General features: G+C 68.5%; 15 protein-coding genes. 11 read left to right on the forward strand and 4 right to left on the reverse strand.

Translation table 11 applies throughout. The annotated features are described in order from the left end of the window. Window positions 1-114: 114 nt before the first annotated feature. The 3 genes from mfd to NM203_RS07010 all read left to right on the forward strand — a co-directional run bounded on the left by mfd (window position 115) and on the right by NM203_RS07010 (window position 5,964). Window positions 115-3,798, forward strand: a complete 3,684-nt coding sequence (gene mfd / locus NM203_RS07000; RefSeq protein ID WP_255059036.1) for a transcription-repair coupling factor — start codon at window positions 115-117, stop codon at window positions 3,796-3,798. After that, the gene (locus NM203_RS07005; protein ID WP_255059040.1) at window positions 3,798-4,907 is read left to right on the forward strand and encodes a nucleoside triphosphate pyrophosphohydrolase; all 1,110 of its coding nucleotides are present in this window, start codon (window positions 3,798-3,800) and stop codon (window positions 4,905-4,907) included. Before mfd ends, NM203_RS07005 begins: the two co-directional genes overlap by 1 nt. A 196-nt stretch (window positions 4,908-5,103) precedes the next feature. Further along, window positions 5,104-5,964 carry a type IV toxin-antitoxin system AbiEi family antitoxin gene (locus NM203_RS07010; RefSeq protein WP_255059041.1) on the forward strand — a complete coding sequence of 287 codons (861 nt, stop codon included), beginning with the start codon at window positions 5,104-5,106 and terminating at the stop codon, window positions 5,962-5,964. 164 nt (window positions 5,965-6,128) lie between these two features. On the opposite strand, the gene NM203_RS07015 is transcribed toward NM203_RS07010, so the two are convergent. Both NM203_RS07015 and NM203_RS07020 read right to left on the reverse strand, forming a co-directional pair. Continuing rightward, window positions 6,129-7,400 carry a Dyp-type peroxidase gene (locus tag NM203_RS07015; protein WP_255059043.1) on the reverse strand — a complete coding sequence of 424 codons (1,272 nt, stop codon included), beginning with the start codon at window positions 7,398-7,400 and terminating at the stop codon, window positions 6,129-6,131. Further along, window positions 7,397-8,326 (reverse strand): EfeM/EfeO family lipoprotein, encoded by a 930-nt coding sequence (locus NM203_RS07020; RefSeq protein ID WP_255059044.1) that lies wholly within the window; start codon window positions 8,324-8,326, stop codon window positions 7,397-7,399. Before NM203_RS07020 ends, NM203_RS07015 begins: the two co-directional genes overlap by 4 nt. A 182-nt stretch (window positions 8,327-8,508) precedes the next feature. Between NM203_RS07020 and NM203_RS07025 the strand changes: the two genes are divergently transcribed. From NM203_RS07025 to NM203_RS07050, 6 genes are all read left to right on the forward strand, one after another. Further along, window positions 8,509-9,240, forward strand: a complete 732-nt coding sequence (locus tag NM203_RS07025; protein ID WP_255059045.1) for a lytic transglycosylase domain-containing protein — start codon at window positions 8,509-8,511, stop codon at window positions 9,238-9,240. An 85-nt stretch (window positions 9,241-9,325) separates the two neighbouring features. Continuing rightward, window positions 9,326-10,606, forward strand: a complete 1,281-nt coding sequence (gene eno / locus NM203_RS07030; RefSeq protein ID WP_255059046.1) for a phosphopyruvate hydratase — start codon at window positions 9,326-9,328, stop codon at window positions 10,604-10,606. Between the two features lie 42 nt (window positions 10,607-10,648). Beyond that, on the forward strand, window positions 10,649-11,347 hold the full coding sequence (locus NM203_RS07035; RefSeq protein WP_255059047.1) for a septum formation initiator family protein: 699 nt from the start codon (window positions 10,649-10,651) through the stop codon (window positions 11,345-11,347). Further along, window positions 11,340-11,834 carry a DUF501 domain-containing protein gene (locus NM203_RS07040; protein ID WP_255059048.1) on the forward strand — a complete coding sequence of 165 codons (495 nt, stop codon included), beginning with the start codon at window positions 11,340-11,342 and terminating at the stop codon, window positions 11,832-11,834. Before NM203_RS07035 ends, NM203_RS07040 begins: the two co-directional genes overlap by 8 nt. Continuing rightward, complete coding sequence (locus NM203_RS07045) at window positions 11,831-12,772, forward strand: Ppx/GppA phosphatase family protein (protein WP_255059050.1); 942 nt, start codon at window positions 11,831-11,833, stop codon at window positions 12,770-12,772. The genes NM203_RS07040 and NM203_RS07045 overlap by 4 nt, the downstream gene beginning before the upstream one ends. Window positions 12,773-12,851: 79 nt before the next feature. Then, a complete protein-coding gene (locus NM203_RS07050; RefSeq protein WP_255059051.1) occupies window positions 12,852-13,118 on the forward strand; it encodes a hypothetical protein in 267 nt (88 codons plus the stop codon). 200 nt (window positions 13,119-13,318) lie between these two features. Here NM203_RS07050 and NM203_RS07055 read toward each other — a convergent pair whose 3' ends face one another. Further along, window positions 13,319-15,205 (reverse strand): acetate--CoA ligase, encoded by a 1,887-nt coding sequence (locus tag NM203_RS07055; protein WP_255059052.1) that lies wholly within the window; start codon window positions 15,203-15,205, stop codon window positions 13,319-13,321. Window positions 15,206-15,291: 86 nt separating this feature from the next. Here NM203_RS07055 and NM203_RS07060 point away from each other — a divergent pair, with 86 nt between their 5' ends. Beyond that, window positions 15,292-16,188, forward strand: coding sequence for an alpha/beta fold hydrolase (locus tag NM203_RS07060; RefSeq protein ID WP_255059053.1), 897 nt, complete (start codon window positions 15,292-15,294; stop codon window positions 16,186-16,188). Here the strand turns inward: NM203_RS07060 and NM203_RS07065 are convergent. Further along, window positions 16,185-16,844 carry a TetR/AcrR family transcriptional regulator gene (locus NM203_RS07065; RefSeq protein ID WP_255059055.1) on the reverse strand — a complete coding sequence of 220 codons (660 nt, stop codon included), beginning with the start codon at window positions 16,842-16,844 and terminating at the stop codon, window positions 16,185-16,187. The two genes, NM203_RS07060 and NM203_RS07065, sit on opposite strands and share 4 nt — an antisense overlap. 123 nt (window positions 16,845-16,967) lie before the next feature. Here NM203_RS07065 and NM203_RS07070 point away from each other — a divergent pair, with 123 nt between their 5' ends. Next, on the forward strand, window positions 16,968-18,281 hold the full coding sequence (locus tag NM203_RS07070) for a cytochrome P450 (RefSeq protein WP_255059057.1): 1,314 nt from the start codon (window positions 16,968-16,970) through the stop codon (window positions 18,279-18,281). Window positions 18,282-18,416 lie beyond the last annotated feature (135 nt).

Here is an 18,416-nt window from a genome sequence, read left to right on the forward strand (position 1 = left end):
CGATCTTGACGCTTCCCTCACGGCCGGTGCCCGGATCATGACGGTCTTGCGGCAGTGGGGTGAGAGCGTCCGCTCGAACGCCGCGTCGGAGAGCCTCCCTAGAATGGGGACATCATGACCGCACCGGGGCACCACTCTGTCCAGACCCCGATGGCGGGGCTCATCGACCTGGCGCTGACCGCGCCCACCTTCGAAGATCTCATCGCACGCGACGGCGAGACCGCGCTCGTCGGGCCCGTCGGCGCCCGGCTGTACGCCGCCGCCGCGCTCGCCCGCTCGGGGCCGCTGCTCGTCGTCACCGCCACCGGGCGGGAGGCCGACGATCTCACCGCCGAACTGCGCGCGGTTCTCGGCGACGCCGTCGCGATGTTCCCGTCGTGGGAGACGCTGCCGCACGAACGGCTCTCACCCGGCGTCGAGACCGTCGGCGCGCGGATGCTGGTGCTGCGTCGCCTGGCCCACCCCGACGACGCGCGGCTCGGGGCGCCGCTGCGGGTCGTCGTCACCACCGCTCGCTCGCTGCTGCAGCCGATGGCGGCCGGCCTGTCCGACGTCGAGCCGGTGACGCTGACGGTCGGGGCGGTTCCCGATGTCGCCGCCGGAGCGGCTCCGGCCGCGACACTTGAAGCCGTCATCGCCCGGCTCGTCGAGCTGGCCTACACGCGTGTCGACATGGTCGGCAAGCGCGGTGAATTCGCCGTCCGCGGAGGCATTCTCGACCTCTTCCCGCCGACGGCGGAGCATCCGATACGGGTGGAGTTCTGGGGCGACGAGGTCACCGAGTTGCGGATGTTCTCGGTGGCCGACCAGCGCTCCATCCCCGAGATCGAGGTCACGGACGTCATCGCGGTCTCCTGCCGCGAGCTGCTGCTCACCGAGGACGTCCGCCAGCGCGCGGCCGCGCTGTCCGCAGGGATCCCCAGGGGGGAGAACAGCGTCACCGGAACCATCGGCGACATGGTGGCCAAGCTCGCCGAGGGCATCCCCGTCGACGGCATGGAGGCGCTGCTGCCCGTGCTGCAGCCGGTCGAACCCGCGCTGCTCTACGACCTGATGCCCGTGGGCACGCCGTTGCTGATCTGCGACCCCGAGAAGGTGCGCACCCGAGCGGCCGACCTGATCAAGACCGGGCGCGAGTTTCTCGAGGCGTCGTGGTCGGTCGCGGCGATCGGCGGTGACGCCCCCATCGACATCGAACAGCTCGGCGGCTCCGGCTTCCGTGCGTTCGACGAGGTTCGCGACGGCGCGGCCGCGGCAGGCCATCAGTGGTGGACGCTGAGCCAGCTGGCGTCGGAGTCCGCCGTCGAGCTGGACGTGCGGGCGGCGCCGTCGGCGCGCGGACACGTGTCGTCGCTCGAGGAGACGTTCGCGATGCTGCGTGCGCACGTCGCGACCGGCGGTACCGCCGTCGTCGTCACCCCCGGTGCCGGGACGGCGCACCGCGTGGTCGAGCAGCTCGGCGAAGCCGACACGCCTGCAACCATGTTGGAGTCCGGCGTCACGCCGAAGCCCGGGGTGGTCAGCGTTCTCAAGGGGCCGCTGCACGACGGTCTGATCGTGCCGGGGGCCAACCTCGTGGTGATCACCGAGTCCGACCTGACGGGCAACCGCGCGACCGCGCCCGAGGGCAAGCGGCTGGCGGCCAAGCGCCGCAACGTCGTCGACCCTCTCGCGCTCGCCGCGGGCGACCTGGTGGTACACGACCAGCACGGCATCGGCCGCTTCGTCGAGATGACGGAGCGCATCGTCGGCGGCGCGCGGCGCGAGTACCTGGTCCTGGAGTACGCCTCGGCCAAGCGCGGCGGCGGGTCCGACAAGCTGTACGTGCCGATGGACTCGCTGGATCAGCTGTCCCGGTACGTCGGCGGCGAGGCGCCCGGCTTGAGCAAGCTCGGCGGCAGCGACTGGGCCAACACGAAGACGAAGGCGCGCAAGGCGGTTCGCGAGATCGCCGGTGAACTCGTCGCGCTGTACGCCAAGCGGCAGGCGGCGCCGGGCCACGCGTTCGGGCCGGACACGCCGTGGCAGTCGGAGATGGAGGACGCGTTCGGTTTCACCGAGACCATCGACCAGTTGACCGCCATCACCGAGGTCAAGAGCGACATGGAGAAACCCGTGCCGATGGACCGCGTCATCTGCGGTGACGTCGGCTACGGCAAGACCGAGATCGCGGTGCGCGCGGCGTTCAAAGCGGTGCAGGACGGCAAGCAGGTCGCTGTGCTGGTGCCGACGACGCTGTTGGCCGATCAGCACCTGCAGACGTTCACCTCGCGAATGGCCGGGTTCCCGGTGACGGTGAAGGGGCTGTCGCGCTTCACCGCTCCCGCCGAGTCCCGTGCGGTGCTGGAGGGCATGAAGGACGGCTCGGTCGACATCGTCATCGGCACCCATCGACTCCTGCAGACCGGCGTGACGTGGAAGGACCTCGGCCTGGTCGTCGTCGACGAGGAGCAGCGATTCGGCGTCGAGAACAAGGAGCACATCAAGGCGATGCGCACCCACGTCGACGTGCTGACCATGAGCGCGACCCCGATTCCGCGCACGCTGGAGATGAGCCTGGCCGGGATCCGCGAGATGTCGACGATCCTGACCCCGCCCGAGGAACGGTTCCCGGTGCTGACGTACGTCGGCCCGAACGACGAGAAGCAGGTGGCGGCCGCACTTCGGCGCGAACTCCTGCGCGACGGGCAGGCGTTCTACATTCACAACCGGGTGAAGTCGATCGACGCCGCCGCGGCGAGGGTGAAGGCGATGGTGCCCGAGGCCAGGGTGGTCGTCGCGCACGGCCAGATGCCCGAAGAGGTGTTGGAACGCACAGTCGAGGGTTTCTGGAACCGCGAGTACGACGTGCTGGTGTGCACGACGATCGTCGAGACGGGCCTCGACATCTCGAACGCCAACACGCTGATCGTCGAGCGCGCGGACGTCTTCGGACTGTCTCAGCTACATCAGCTGCGGGGGCGCGTCGGCCGCAGTCGCGAGCGCGGCTACGCGTACTTCCTGTATCCGCCGGAGGTGCCGTTGACCGAGACGGCGTACGACCGGTTGGCGACCATCGCGCAGAACAACGAGTTGGGCGCGGGGATGGCCGTCGCGATGAAGGACCTCGAGATCCGCGGTGCGGGCAACGTGCTCGGTGTCGAGCAGTCCGGCCACGTCGCCGGCGTGGGCTTCGACCTGTACGTCCGACTCGTCGGCGAGGCCGTGGAGGCGTATCGCGCGGCTGTGGACGGCAAAACCGTTGTGGCGCCGGAGGAACCGAAGGACGTGCGCATCGACCTTCCGGTGGACGCACACCTGCCGCCCGACTACATCGGCAGTGACCGGCTTCGTCTCGAGGGCTATCGCCGGCTGGCGGCGGCGCCCGATCCGGCGGGCATCTCGGCGGTGGTCGAGGAGCTCGTCGACCGGTACGGGGAGCTGCCCGAACCGGCGCGTCTGCTGGTCGCGATGGCCCGGCTGCGGCTGCTGTGCCGCGAGTACGGTGTCACCGAGGTCAGCTCCGTCTCGGAGACGACGCTGCGAGTCGCGCCGTTGCCGCTGCAGGACTCTCAGCAACTTCGGCTCAAGCGCATGTACCCGAGTGCGTCGTACCGGGCGACGACCTCGACGATCTCGATGCCGATCCCGCGGGTGAGCAGTGGTGTCGGGTCGCCGCGCATCCGCGACGTCGAGCTACTGCAAGTGGTGGCGGGTCTGCTTCTCGCGCTGGATGGAAGGCCGCAGACGGATGTTGATATAACGAAGCTCGTAAGCGGCGGCGCGGGGACTGCTGACGCGAAGAGCAAAGGCAACTGATGACAGTCGTGCTGGTCGATCCGCGGCGCCCCTCCCTGGTTCCGGTGGAAGCCATCGAGCTGCTGGCAGGCGATGTGCAGTACACCGAGGAGATGCCGATCCGGGTCCCGTGGTCGCTGCCGTCGTCGCGTCCGTCGCACGACGGTGAGGACGCGCCGGTACTGCTGTCGTCGGATCCCGAGCATCCCCTCGTGAAGGCGCGGCTGGCGGCCGGGGAGCGACTGATCGCGGCGCCGGCTCCCAGAGTCGGCGAGCGGCTGATCGACGCGGTCGATCTGATGGACAAGCTGCGGACGTCGGGTCCGTGGGAGCGCGAACAGACCCACGACTCGCTGCGCCGCTACCTGCTCGAGGAGACCTACGAGCTGTTCGACGCCGTCCGCGCCGATGACAGCCAGCAGCTGCGCGAGGAGCTCGGCGACCTGCTGCTGCAGGTGCTGTTCCACGCCCGCATCGCCGAGGACGCCGAGCAGCTGCCGTTCGGCATCGACGACGTCGCCGACGCGCTGGTCCGCAAGCTGATCAACCGGGCGCCGTCGGTGCTTGCCGGACACGCCATCTCGCTCGACGAGCAACTCGCCCAATGGGAGGAGCGCAAAGCGGGGGAGAAGCCTCGCGGGTCGGCGATGGACGACGTGCCGACCGCGCAGCCGGCGCTGGCCCTGACGCAGAAGGTCTACGAGCGGGTGATCGCCGCGGGCATGCCCGTCGACCTGATCCCCGAGGGGCTGGTGTCGATCGGCGTCGGATTGGGCGAGGACGCCGAGAGCGTGCTGCGCGGCGCGACGCTGGAGTTCATGGACACCGTCCGCAAGGTCGAGCAGGCGATCGCGGCCAGCAGGCGCAATCCCGACCTGCCCGAGGAACTCGACGCCACGCACCTCGGCACCGTGACCGAGGAGGAGTGGCGGCAGCACTGGCCGACCCTGCAGGCGGAGGAGTCTGCCGATGACGTTGAGCCGCAGCAGGATTCGGATGTCGAGGCCGAGGAGCCCGAGCCCGAGGTGGAGCCGCTGGTGATCCCCGATGCGCCCGCCGGCGAGGTACTCGAATCGCTGGAGCCCATCCCTCCGGAGGAGTCGGCGCAGGCGAAGTCGGCCGCCGACTAGGAACTCGCGAGTCGCGCGCGTCGAATTCTGCTCTAGGGCTGTGCTTTCCGCTGGATCGCAGCCCACACGCAGAAGTGGGCGAGGCGAGGGTCGAATTCTGCACGAGGGTGGTCGCGCGACGAGTTATCCACAGCCGTAGTGCGGAAAATGCTTCGGGAGCAGCGATTCGTCGGATGGCGGCGCCACCATCGCGGCCATGGACATGCCCTTCATCGGCGCGGAGGCGATCCGCGACGGAATTCTCACCCGAGCGCGGTTGCGCTGGAACTACGAGTCGCTGCATCCTGGCGTCTACCTCGCCAAAGGTGCTGAGCAGACGATCCTCGTCGACGCCGTCGCAGCCTGGCTGCGAACCGGTCGGCGCGGCGTCGTGGCCGGGCGGGCCGCATCCGCCCTGCACGGTGCGAACTGGGTTGACGCCGGCACGCCGATCGAGATCATCGCCGACCACACTCGTCCGCGTGAAGGCGTCATCGTCCGCGAAGAGCGCCTGGCTGCCGACGAGATCATGCAGATCGGCGGGCTACCGGTCACGTCGATCCCGCGCACGGCCTTGGATCTCGCGCGTCACCTTCCCCGCGACGAGGCCGTAGCCGCATTGGACGCGCTCGCCGCCGCGACCGGCGTGACGATCAACGAGGTGCTTCCGCTGCTGGCGAGGTATCGCGGTGCACGCGGGATCCGCGCGGCACGTGTTGCACTCGATCTCATGGACGGCGGCGCCCAGTCTCCGCGCGAAACGTCCCTGCGGCTCCTGCTGATCGACGCGGGATACCCGCGGCCGCGCTCGCAGATCCGCGTCACCGATGGTGCCACCTCGGTGTTCCTCGACATGGGCTACGACGAGATCAAAGTCGGTCTCGACTACGAGGGGGAGCACCATTCAGAGGATCGCGACCAGTACGTTCACGATATCGGCCGTTCGCAGTTGGTCGCCGGACAGGGCTGGCTGGATATCAAGGTCGTGAAAGAACACAGTCGCGCATACATCCTGCATCGCGTGGACTCGGCATTCCAGCAGCGCGGCTGGCGACCTCGTTTCGCGAGTTCTGCGTGAGAGTCGTGATCGGCGGCGGCGACGACAGCCCCCATGCGGAACTCGCCGCGCTGGGCATCGAATTCTGCACTAGGGCTGTGCTTTTCGCTGGATCGCAGCCCTCACGCAGAAGTGGGCGAGGCGAGGGTCGATTTCTGCTCTAGGGTGGTCGCCGCCGCGAGCCCTCAGCCGAACAGGCCGTCGCCCAGGTACCGGTCGGCGCCCTGCACACCGGGCAGCACGAAGAAGAATCCGCCGCCGACCGGCAGGATGTACTCCTCCAGCGGCTCGCCCGTGAGGCGCTCCTGCACCGCGAGGAACCCCTTGTTGAGGCTGCGCTGGTAGGCGATGAACGCCAGACCCTGATCGAGACGGCCCGCGCGGTCGAAGCCGCGTGAGTAGTTGAACCCGCGGCGCAGGATCAGGTTCTCCTCGGTCTCCGGGGTTCGCGGATTGGCCAGTCGGATGTGCGCGTCGAGCTTGATGCGCGTGCCGTCCGGGTCTCTCGCGTAATCGGGGTCGTCGAACTCGTCGCTCATCCCCATCGGAGCGCCGCTGATCTTCTCGCGACCGATCAGGTTCTCCTGCTCGATGAGCTGCGTGCGGTCCCAGAACTCGACGAACATCCGGATGATCCGCACGGCCTGATACGACCCGCCCGCCGTCCACTCGGGCTCGCCCGAGCCGGGCTGCACCCAGACGTGCCGATCCATGACGCCGGGATCCTCGACATCGAGGTTGGCTGTTCCGTCCTTGAAGCCCAACAGGTTTCGGGGTGTCGACGCCTCCGACGTCTGGCCCGCCCCGATTCCGCGGGCGTAACCGTCGATCATCCACTTGAGGGTGAGGTCGCTGCGGGTGCGACGCATGATCTGCCGAAGCGCGAACTGCACGGTGTCGTTGTGCCCGGCTTCGAAGACGATCGAGATGTCACCGTGGGACAGCTTCGGGTCCAGTCGGTCGTTGGCGAGGAACGGCATCGTGACCAGTTCCCTCGGCTTGAGGTCGACGAGTCCGAAGCGGTTGTCGAACACCGACGCACCCAGGCCGACGAGGATCGAGAGGCCGTCCGCAGGCGGATGCGAGCCCAGGATGCCCGAGTCGACGGGCGGGAACTCGGGGTTGCGCACCTCCGGCGGCGTGCCCGACATCAGTCCGCGGATCTCGTCGGTCAGGTTCTCCAGCACCCGCTGCAGTCCGGCCCGGTCCCGCGTCTGCAGGTTGAACGACGCGATCAGGCCCTGCTCGGGGATCGGCAGGGTGGTGATACCGGCCTGATGCGGTCCCTCGAACGGGGTGAAACCGCCCCCTCGCGAGGACGGTTTTCCCGAGTGTCGTCCGGAGTCGGTGAGCGCCAGGGTGGCGCCGACGCCGACAGCCGCCCCGGCCCCCGCACCCAGGGCTCCCGCGACGAAGCCTCGACGCGAGAGACCTTGGCGTGGTTGCCCTTCCGTCACTTAAGGCCCAGGACTCCGCTGACCGTCGACAGCTTCTCGGACAGGCCGGCCAGCTGCGACTTGAGCGCGTCGACAACCGGCGGCTGCACGGTCACGGCCGGGCACAGCGGGGACGGGAACTCGCTGCCCTCGATGCAGTAGTTCACCCAGCCGTCTCCCTGGCGCAGCGGGCGCATGGTGTCGAAGAGCTCGGAGAAGCCCGCCGTGATCTCGCCGAGCAGCGCCGGATCCTTCGCCGACAGCGCCGCCGACAGCTTGTCGACCGCGACCTGCGACCCCTGAAGGTTGGCGTCGAAATCCCACAGGTCGGTCTTCGAGTAGCGGTCCTCTTCGCCGGTGAGCTTGCCCTGCGAGACCTCTTCGATCAGCTCGGCGGCGCCGTTGGCCACGTTGATCGGCTCGACCGTGACGCCGGGAATCGCCGCCTTCAGGTCGGCGATGTCCTTGTCGAGTTGGTCGGCGAAGGGCACCGCGCCCTCGGTGGTGTTCTTCTCGAAGAGGTAGTACTCGATGCGGTGCCACCCGGTGAACGCCGGATCGTCGACGCCCGAGAAGTCGTCGACGCGCGAGTCGGTCTTCGCGTCGGTGTCCTCGACCAGTTCGGCGATGGGCTCGATGCGCTCCCACGGCTGGCGGGACGGCGCGAACGCCGCCTGCGCGGCTTTGACGTCGCCGGCCCGGACGGCGTCGGTCAGTACCTTGACCGCGCCGACCAACTCGTCGGCCTGCGCGACCGCGTACGCCTTGTACTCGTCGGCGGCCTTCTGCAGTTCGGGGCTGGGGGCAGCCGCGGCCGACGTGCTCGAGCTGGATTCGCTCGCGCTGCTGCTGCTCGACTCGGTGGATCCGCTGTCGCCGCCTGAGCAACCGCCGAGAACCAGAGCCACTGCGACAGCCGACACCGGCCAGGCGAGTTGCCTTCTCATACAGCCTCCTTTGAATAGTCGCGCGTGACACTACAACGTCTGACATGCAAAGGGTAGGCACCCCTAATTTCCAGAAACCATTCGGGGGACGACCGCGTGATGTGCGTTCTCGCTTACCGTTGGGAGCCGGGGTCCACGGTCAGGGCACTATTGATGCGGAACCGTTCATCTGAGGGAGTCTGTTGTCACCGAAGCGCTGGCTGACGGCTGTTGTGGTTATCGCCGCAACAGCCCTGCTGATGGCGTCCTCGTGTTCGTTCCGGGCCGGCTCGCCGATTCCGGAGGGCGTGCCGCCGCCGCCCGGTGATCAGGTGCCGCAGATCGACATCTCGGTCAAGGGCAGGCCCGCCGACCAGCTGCACCAGTGGGCGGCGGAACGGGCACCGGCGCTGGGCATCCCCGTGACGGCACTCGAGGCGTACGCGTACGCCGCCCGCGTGGCCGAGGTCGTCAATCCCAAGTGTCATCTGGCGTGGACGACGCTCGCGGGCATCGGCATGGTGGAAAGCCACCACGGCACGTACCGCGGGTCGGACGTGGAGCCGGGGGGTGACGTCGTCCCGCCCATCCGTGGAGTGCGTCTCGACGGCTCGATGGGCAACCTGGCCATCGAGGACACCGACGGCGGCCAGCTCGACGGCGACGACGAACTCGATCGCGCCATGGGGCCCATGCAGTTCATCCCCGAGACGTGGAAGCTCTACGGCGTCGACGCCAACAACGACCGCGTCATCTCACCGGACAACATCGACGACGCGGCGTTGTCGGCCGCGGGCTACCTGTGCTGGCGCGGCAAGGACATGCAGACCGCCCGCGGCTGGATGGAGGGCCTGCGCGCCTACAACCTGTCCGACCAGTACGCCCGCACCGTGCGCGATTGGGCGACGGCCTACGCCGAGGGCCGCCCGCTGTAACACTCCGCTCGCCCCTGATGAACGGTTGGGCGACACCCACTAGGCTGAGCCCGTCCGAATGAGCCCACCCTTCAAGGAGACGTCTGTGGCCATCATCGAGCAGGTCGCGGCCCGAGAGATCCTCGATTCCCGCGGCAATCCGACGGTCGAGGTCGAGGTCGCCCTGAGCGACGGTTCGGCCGCCCGCGCCGCGGTGCCGTCCGGGGCGTCGACCGGTGAGCACGAAGCCGTGGAGTTGCGCGACGGTGGCGATCGCTACCTCGGGAAGGGCGTCGAGAAGGCCGTGAACGCCGTGCTCGACGAGATCGCTCCGGCCGTCATCGGCTTCAGCGCCGATGACCAGCGGCTCGTCGACCAGGCGCTGCTGGATCTCGACGGCACGCCCGACAAGTCGCGGCTGGGCGCCAACGCGATCCTCGGCGTCTCGCTGGCCGTCGCCAGGGCCGCCGCGGATTCCGCCGAATTGCCGCTGTTCCGCTACGTCGGCGGGCCCAACGCGCACATCCTGCCCGTGCCGATGATGAACATCCTCAACGGCGGCGCGCACGCCGATACCGGTGTCGACGTGCAGGAGTTCATGGTCGCCCCGCTCGGCGCGCCGACGTTCAAGGAGTCGCTGCGCTGGGGTGCCGAGGTGTACCACTCGCTGAAGTCGGTGCTGAAGAAGCAGGGCCTGGCTACCGGCCTCGGTGACGAGGGCGGGTTCGCCCCCGACGTCGCAGGCACCAGGGCGGCCCTCGACCTCATCGGCACCGCCATCGACGCGACCGGTCTCAAGCTCGGCACCGACGTCGCGCTCGCCCTCGACGTGGCGGCCACCGAGTTCCACACGGAGGGAACGGGTTACGCCTTCGAGAAGGAGACCCGCACCGCCGAGCAGATGATCGAGTTCTACGCCGATCTGATCGACTCCTACCAGCTGGTGTCCATCGAGGATCCGCTGTCGGAGGACGACTGGGACGGGTGGGTCGCGCTGACCGCGGCCATCGGGGACCGTGTCCAACTCGTCGGCGACGACCTGTTCGTCACGAATCCCGAGCGGCTGCTGGAGGGCATCGAGAAGGGCGCCGCCAACGCGCTGCTGGTGAAGGTGAACCAGATCGGCACGCTCACCGAGACCCTCGACGCGGTGTCGCTCGCCCACAGCGCCGGCTACAAGTCCATGATGAGCCACCGTTCGGGCGAGACCGAGGACACCACGATCGCCGACCTCGCGGTTGCGGTGGGCAGCGGCCAGATCAAGACCGGCGCCCCGGCCCGCAGCGAGCGCGTGGCCAAGTACAACCAGTTGCTCCGCATCGAGGAACTGCTGGGCGACGCCGCCCGGTACGCGGGCGACGCCGCGTTCCCGCGCTTCGCGGTCTAGGGTTCGGTCTTTTCATCACGTACTCCCGTAACGTGAAAGCCTATGCCCGACGCCAAACGACCCGACCCCAGGAGGCGCACTCCCGCGTCGCGCCCTGGTAAGGGCGGCGGGGTTCGGGGCCGACCCGGCGGGGCCGCCCCGATCCGGCGGGAGATCCGTGCGGCTCCGGCGCGACCGGTGCAGGAGCCCGTCGACGAGGACCTCGTCGAGGAGACGGACGACGAGGCCGCCGACGCCGGAGTCATCGACACCATCCGGTCGGCGATCGCCGACGCCGCCGAGCAGCAGTCGGAACAGCGCTTCGGCTCGGCCGCGCGACGCGCGGCGATCCTGGCCGCGGTGGTCTGCGTGCTGACGTTGACGATCGCGGGCCCGGTGCGGACCTACTTCTCGCAGCGCGCCGAGATGCGTCAACTGGCCGAGGCCGAAGCGCAACTGCGAGCGCAGATCGCCGATCTCGAGCAGCAGCGGGTCAAGCTCGCCGACCCCGTCTACATCGCGTCGCAGGCCCGCGAGCGACTGGGCTTCGTCATGCCAGGTGAGATCCCCTATCAGGTGCAGCTGCCCAACCGCGTCGGCGCTGACGCGAGCCCCGACGGCGCCGTACCGGCCGGCCCACCGCCCGGTCAGCCGTGGTACACGTCGCTGTGGCACACCATTTCCGATGCGCCACACGGGGTTTCGTCGCCCACCCCGGCGCCGCCCCTGCCCGCGCCACCGCCCCCCGCTCCCGGTGGTTGACCCGGCTGATCTGGACGCCGTCGCCGCGCAGCTGGGCCGTGAGCCGCGGGGTGTCCTGGAGATCGCGTACCGCTGTCCGAACGGCGAACCGGCAGTGGTGAAGACGTCGCCGCGGCTGCCTGACGGCACGCCCTTCCCGACGCTGTACTACCTGACGCATCCCGTGCTGACCGCGGCGGCGAGCAGGCTCGAATCAGCCGGTGTGATGCGCGAGATGACCGAAAGGCTGCTTGCGGACCCGGATCTCGCCGCAGCCTACCGCCGGGCACACGAGTCGTTCCTCGCCGAACGGGACGCCATCGAATCGCTCGGCACCACGTTCAGCGGGGGCGGGATGCCGGACCGCGTCAAGTGCCTGCACGTGGTCATGGCTCATTCGCTGGCGAAGGGGCCGGGCGTCAACCCCTTCGGTGACGAGGCCTTGGCGATGCTGGCCGTCGAACCCGCGATGGCGGGCATTCTGGACCCCGAGAGGTGGGTGCCGTGACCCGGACAGTGGCCGCGATCGACTGCGGTACCAACTCGATTCGCCTGCTGATCGCTCAGGCGGAGGGCGGCGGTCTGCGCGATGTGCATCGCGAGATGCGGATCGTCCGGCTGGGGCAGGGGGTCGACGCGACGGGGAACTTCGCGCCGGATGCCATCGAGCGGACCAGGGCGGCCCTGACCGAGTACGCCGAACTGCTTCGCGTGCACGATGTCTCAACCGTGCGGATGGTCGCCACGTCGGCGACGCGCGACGCGGGCAATCGCGACGAGTTCTTCTCGATGACCGCGGAGGTGCTCGGCGCGGTGGTGCCCGGAGCAATCGCCGAGGTGATCACCGGGACCGAGGAGGCGGCGTTGTCGTTCCACGGTGCGATCGGCGAACTCGACAGCGCCGCAGCGCCGTTCGTCGTCGTCGACCTCGGTGGCGGATCGACGGAGGTGGTGCTGGGTGAGCATGACGTCGCGGCGAGCTTCTCGGCGGACATCGGCTGCGTGCGGCTGACCGAGCGCTGTCTGCACTCCGATCCGCCGACGGCCGACGAGATCGATGCGGCCAGGGCCGTGGTTCGGGCTGCTCTCGGCCAGGCCCTGCGCGTCGTGCCCGTGGAGAGCGCGCGCACGTGGGTGGGCGTCGCGGGGACGTTCACCACGCTCGCCGCCCTCGCTAAGCGCATGGCGACATACGACTCCGAGGCCATCCACCTCTCGCGGGTCGGGTTCCCCGAACTCCTGGAGGTGTGTGGCGAACTGCTCGCGATGACGCGGCAGCAGCGGGCGGTGCTCGGACCGATGCACGAGGGCCGGGTCGACGTCATCGGCGGCGGCGCCATCGTCGTCGAGGAACTGGCGCGTGAGCTGGGGGAACGCGCGGGAGTCGACGAACTGGTGGTCAGCGAACACGACATTCTGGACGGCATCGCGCTGTCACTGCTCTGACGCGTCGGTTTGAGCGTCGAGGGGTCCGGGTAACTGTCGTCTGCTCGCATCGGGCGAGGCGGTTTCGGAGGGAGCGACCATGGCAGACGGTGACGATCCGTTGAAGGAGATCTTCGCAACGGGCGCACTACTCCTGGTGGTGGGAGCCATCATCGGGGGAGTGATCGGCGCGGTGGAACTCGGTCAGAGCAGCGCTGCGACGGCCATCATCGCGTGGGCCGCCGCTGCCGTCGGATTCGGCATCAGCCTGGCCTACTTCATGGCGGATGCCCGCAAGGGTGAGGAGCCTGCCGCCGAACTGCCGTTCCCCAGTTGGTTGAGGACCGACTCCGACACTGTTCGCTGATCGCGAGCGAGCCCGCGGCGATTCCGCCTCAGCGGCGCACGTTGCAGTTCGGGGGATTACCGCAGTGGTGTCCGCCGTCGCACGCGTTGCACTTGCAGGTACAGCCGCCCCGCTGAACGGGAGCCTGGGAAAACTTCATGCGAACCACCTCTGTTGACTCAATCGACTATCAACATATGACTACTTCACAATAGTTCGAATCACGGTGAGTGGGAACCACTTCGCAGTACGGGCGTCAGCGCCTCGAGCACGGAGACGTCTTCGATCGTCGACGGTGGCGCTTCGGCTCGGCCGTCGGCGATGCCGCGCATGGTCTTGCGCAGGATCTTGCCGGATCTGGTCTTCGGCAACGCCGCGACGACGTCGACGCGCTTGAGTGCCGCGACGGCGCCGATGTTCTCGCGTACGGAGGCGATCAGGGCATCGGCGAGACCCTCGTCGGACGCGCCGGCCTTCAGCACGACGAAACCGCGCGGCACCTGCCCCTTGATCTCGTCGGCGACGCCGATCACCGCACACTCCGCGACCGCGGGATGGGCGGCGAGGACGGCCTCGATGGCCCCGGTCGACAGCCGGTGGCCGGCGACGTTGATGACGTCGTCGGTGCGGCCCATGACGAACAGGTGGCCGTCGCCGTCGCGGTAGCCGCCGTCGCCCGACAGGTAGTAGCCGTCGAACGCCGAGAGGTAGGAGGCGACGAAGCGGTCGTCGTCACCCCAGAGCGTGGGCAGCGTGCCGGGCGGCAGTGGCAGCTTGACGCAGATCGCGCCCTCCTCGTCCACGTCGGCCTCGGTGCCGTCGGGCCGCAGTATCCGTACGTCGTAACCGGGCATCGGCACCGTCGCGGAGCCGGGTTTCAGCGGAAGATGCTCCACGCCTACCGGATTCGCCGCGATCGACCAGCCGGTCTCGGTCTGCCACCAGTGATCGACGACGGGGATCGCGAGCTTCTCCGTCGCCCAGTGGTACGTGCCGGGGTCGAGTCGCTCGCCGGCCTGGAAGAGGTACTTCAGCCCGGTCAGGTCGTAGTCGGCGAGGTACTTGGCGTCGGGGTCCTCCTTCTTGATCGCGCGCATCGCGGTCGGCGCGGTGAACAGCACCTTGACGCCGTGCTCTGAGGCGACGCGCCAGAACGCCCCCGCGTCCGGGGTGCCGACGGGCTTGCCCTCGTAGAGCACGCTCGTCGCACCGAGGAGCAGCGGCCCGTAGACGATGTAGGAGTGGCCGACGACCCAGCCGACGTCCGACGCCGCCCAGTACACGTCGCCGGGATCGGTGTCGTAGACGTGGCGCATGGTCCAGAGCAGCGCGACGGCGTGCCCCCCGTTGTCGCGCACGATGCCCTTGGGCTTGCCGGTGGTGCCGGATGTGTACAGGACGTAGAGCGGGTCGGTCGATGCGACCGGGACCGGGTCGACGGCTTCGGCGCCAGCGATCGCGGCGGCCCAGTCGACGTCGCGGCCGTCGACGAGGTCGCACGGAAGCTGCTCGCGCTGCAGGATCACACACGCCGGGGTGTCGTGTTTCGCCATCTCGAGTGCGGCGTCCAGCATCGGCTTGTAGGCCACGGTGCGGGTCGGCTCGATCCCGCACGACGCGGATACGACGACGGCGGGCCGGGCGTCGTCGATGCGGGCCGCGAGCTCGTTGGCCGCGAACCCGCCGAAGACCACCGAGTGCACCGCCCCAAGCCGTGCGCAGGCCAGCATCGCGATGACGGCTTCCGGCACCATCGGCAGGTAGATGACGACCCGGTCGCCCTTGCTCACGCCGAGGGTGCGCAGCGCGCCCGCGAAACGCGCCGTCTCGTCGAGCAGCTCGCGGTAGGTGTAGGTCCGCTTGGCCCCCGTGACCGGGGAGTCGTAGATCAACGCGGCCTGGTCGCCCCGTCCGCCGTCGACGTGCCTGTCGAGCGCGTTGGCGCACGTGTTGAGCTCACCGTCCGGAAACCACCGGTAGAAGGGAGGATTCGAGTCGTCGAGGATTCGGGTCGGCTCACGGGTCCACGTGACTGCACGGGCGGCGTCGGCCCAGAATGCGGCGGGATCATCGATGGAGGCGTCGAACAGTTCGCGGTACCCGGACATACCCGAACGCTATCGCTGCGAGCGCGCTTTCACGGCCGCTTCGCCGGTGACTTCAGCCGATACCGGCGGTACCGTATAGTTCGGGCATGATTACTGACGCCATGTCAACGACGACCGCGCCGCCGGCGATCGCCGGCGTGCGTCGCTCATTCGTCGAAGCGCGCGGAGTGCGTTTCCACGTCACCGAAGCGGGTCCTGAGGACGGCCGCCCGGTGCTGTGCCTGCACGGCTGGCCGCAGCACCACTGGGTGTACCGCAGCCTGCTGGCCGACCCGCCGCCGGGACTGCGGATCATCGCCCCCGACCTACCCGGCTACGGCTGGTCCGGACCGCCGCCGCACAAGTGGGCCAAGCAGGACGTCGCCGACGACGTGCTGGCGCTGTTGGACGCGCTGGGCATCGAGCGCACCCTCCTCGTCGGCCACGACTGGGGCGGTTTCATCGGGTATCGGATGCTGCTGACCGCGCCCGAGCGCATCGAGGGCTACCTGGTCTGCAACATGGCCCACCCCTGGCAGACGCCGCGCACGCTGGCGCCGCACTTCTGGCGTTTCCTGTACTACCAGCCGATCGTGGCCGCCGCCGGCGTTGCGCTACAGCAGCGCACGCCGTACCTGCGGAAGATGATCTTCGGCATCGGCCCGAAGGCGCATCGGGTGAGCCGGGAGGATCGCCGGGTGTACACCGACCGCTTCCGCGATCCTGTCGTCGCGCGAACGGCCAGGGACACTTACCGGACCTGGTTGGTCAACGAACTGCCCGCGAACGGACGGACCCCCGAGGAGCGCCGGGCGACGATGCCCATTCGCGCGTTGTTCGGCGTCGGTGACGTCGCGATTCACCACTCGTTGGCCTCAGCCAGAACCGCCAAGGCCGACGACTACACGGTCGAATTCGTCGAGTCGGGCCACTTCATCCTCGACGAACGGCCGGAGTTGGTGCGCGCCAAGCTGATCGCGTTCGCCGACGAACTCGCCCCCTAGGGGGCGACCATCGGCAAGAGGTAGGTGCGCACGAATTCGCGTGTGTCGTCCAGGGTCTCGAGCTTGATGCTGGTGTGGGGTGTGACGATGAAGGACAGTGTTAGCCGGACCTGGAGCTCGGCGGCGGTGCGTAGCTGCCGGTCCTGGGCGGGCGTCGTGGCCGTCGTGCCGTAGATGTCGGTCCGCAGCAGCGCAGCCGAGTATTCGGTGGCGAAGTCGAGGATCGCACCGGCGTCGATGGTCAGGCTGGGCAGGATGGTTTCGGGCTCGGTGTGTAGCAGCTTCGTGAGCAGAGCGTGTTCACGCATGAACGTCACGCTGAACACCGTTCCGTAGACCAGGCTGTCTTCGAGGGTGTCGCCATGCGCGTGCGCCTGCGCGCTGCCCTCCATGAAACGGCGCACTTCGGCCAGCACCATGGCATCCGTGAGAGCCGCCTTGGTGGGAAAACGCCGGTAGAGGGTCGCACGGCCGACACCGCTTCGGCGGGCGACGTCCTCCATGGTGCTGCGGCGCAGCCCGACGAGTTCGGCCTGCTCGAGCGTCGCACGCAGGATGCGGGTGGTGATCTCGTCCGGGTGGTCGAGCTGGGCGAGCACGGCAGGATCGGGATCGGTCAGTCGCCGCACGAACTCCGCCGTTCGACTCGACGTCACGTGATTCCTCCTTGCCCGCGGCCCTCGGTCGCCGTATGGTGGCGCTTGAAGCAAGCGAGACATTGATTGTCTTTCTGTCTCACAAGTCTCATGATAGCGAGTGTCCTCGGGGAAAGGGTCGTTATGGGCATCGGGCTGTGGGCGAGGTGGACGGCAATGCACGGGGTGCCGCGGGCCTACATGGCGGTTCATGCGCGACGGGGCGACCCCTTGGCAAAGTTGATCGCCAATCACGGGCGAGACGGTGACCCCTATCCGCTGATGGAACAGATCAGGGCGCACGGGCCACTCATGCGCACGCGCTTCGTCTGGGCCAGCGTCGACCACGGCGTATGCAAGGAAGTTCTGCGGGACAAGAGATTCGGTGTCACCGCGCCGTCGGACATGGACCTGCCTCGGCCTCTTCGGGCGCTGCTTCGGAAGACCGACCCCGGCGTGGCCAATCCGGTCGAACCGCCCGCGATGGTGATCGTGAACCCGCCGGATCACACCCGCTATCGGCAGTTGGTCGCCCAGAGCTTCACCCCGCGTGCGACGGACAGGCTCGGCGCCAGGGTCGCCGAGGTGACCGCCGAACTGATCGATGGGCTCGCAGTTAGGCCGAATCCCGATCTGATCGCCGACTTCGCGATGAGGCTCCCCGTCGCGATCATCGCCGAGATTCTCGACCTGCCTGCCGGCAGTCACGACCGGTTGTTGGAGTGGGGCCGGTGCGGCGCCCCGCTGTTGGACATCGGGATCGGCTGGAAGACCTATCGGAAGGCCATCGATGGTCTGCGGGATACCGATGACTACTTTCACGAACACATCGACCGAATGCGCGATGGCGGTGCGAGTGAGAACCCCTTCAGCAGAATGGCTGCCGACGGCACCTTGACCGACCGTGAGCTTGCAGCGAACGCCGCGCTCATCGTCGGCGCTGGCTTCGAGACCACCGTAAACCTGATCGGTAACGGCATCGCGCTGCTGCTCCGACATCCCGACCAGCTGGCCCTGCTGCGCGACGATCCGGGCCTGTGGCCTGGCGCCGTCGAGGAGATCCTGCGGCTCGACAGCCCGGTCCAGATGACCGCCAGGACGGCTAGTTGCGACGTCGAGATCGCCGGGCACTCCATTTCCGCCGGCGAGATGGTCGGGCTGATGCTCGGGGGTGCCAACCGAGACCCTGAGGTGTTCGCCGACCCCAGCACCTTCGACGTCACTCGGGTCAATGCGCGCGAACACCTGGCGTTCGCATCCGGTATTCACGCATGCCTTGGTGCTGCCCTTGCCCGCATCGAGGGTGCGACGGCGTTGCGGGCACTCTTCGAGGCGTTTCCCGAGCTGCGCCTCACCGAAGTGCCGCGCCGGAGAGGCCTTGTCAACTTGCGCGGATTCTCCGGTCTCCCAGCGCAACTCGGCACCCGGCGAACCGTCCCCGCAGACCTGCACGCATGACAGGCAATTGGGCCTCATCGAGGCGGCACCACGCGTCGCCGATACTCAAAGCGTCGCACCGGCGGGCCGGCGAGCAGCAGGCGAACGATCGCGTGACGGGGCACTGACCCAAAATCGGGAGTCTGTGATTTCGGC

The sequence above is a fragment of the Mycolicibacterium arenosum genome, assembly GCF_024320865.1.
Classification (GTDB): domain Bacteria; phylum Actinomycetota; class Actinomycetes; order Mycobacteriales; family Mycobacteriaceae; genus Mycobacterium; species Mycobacterium arenosum.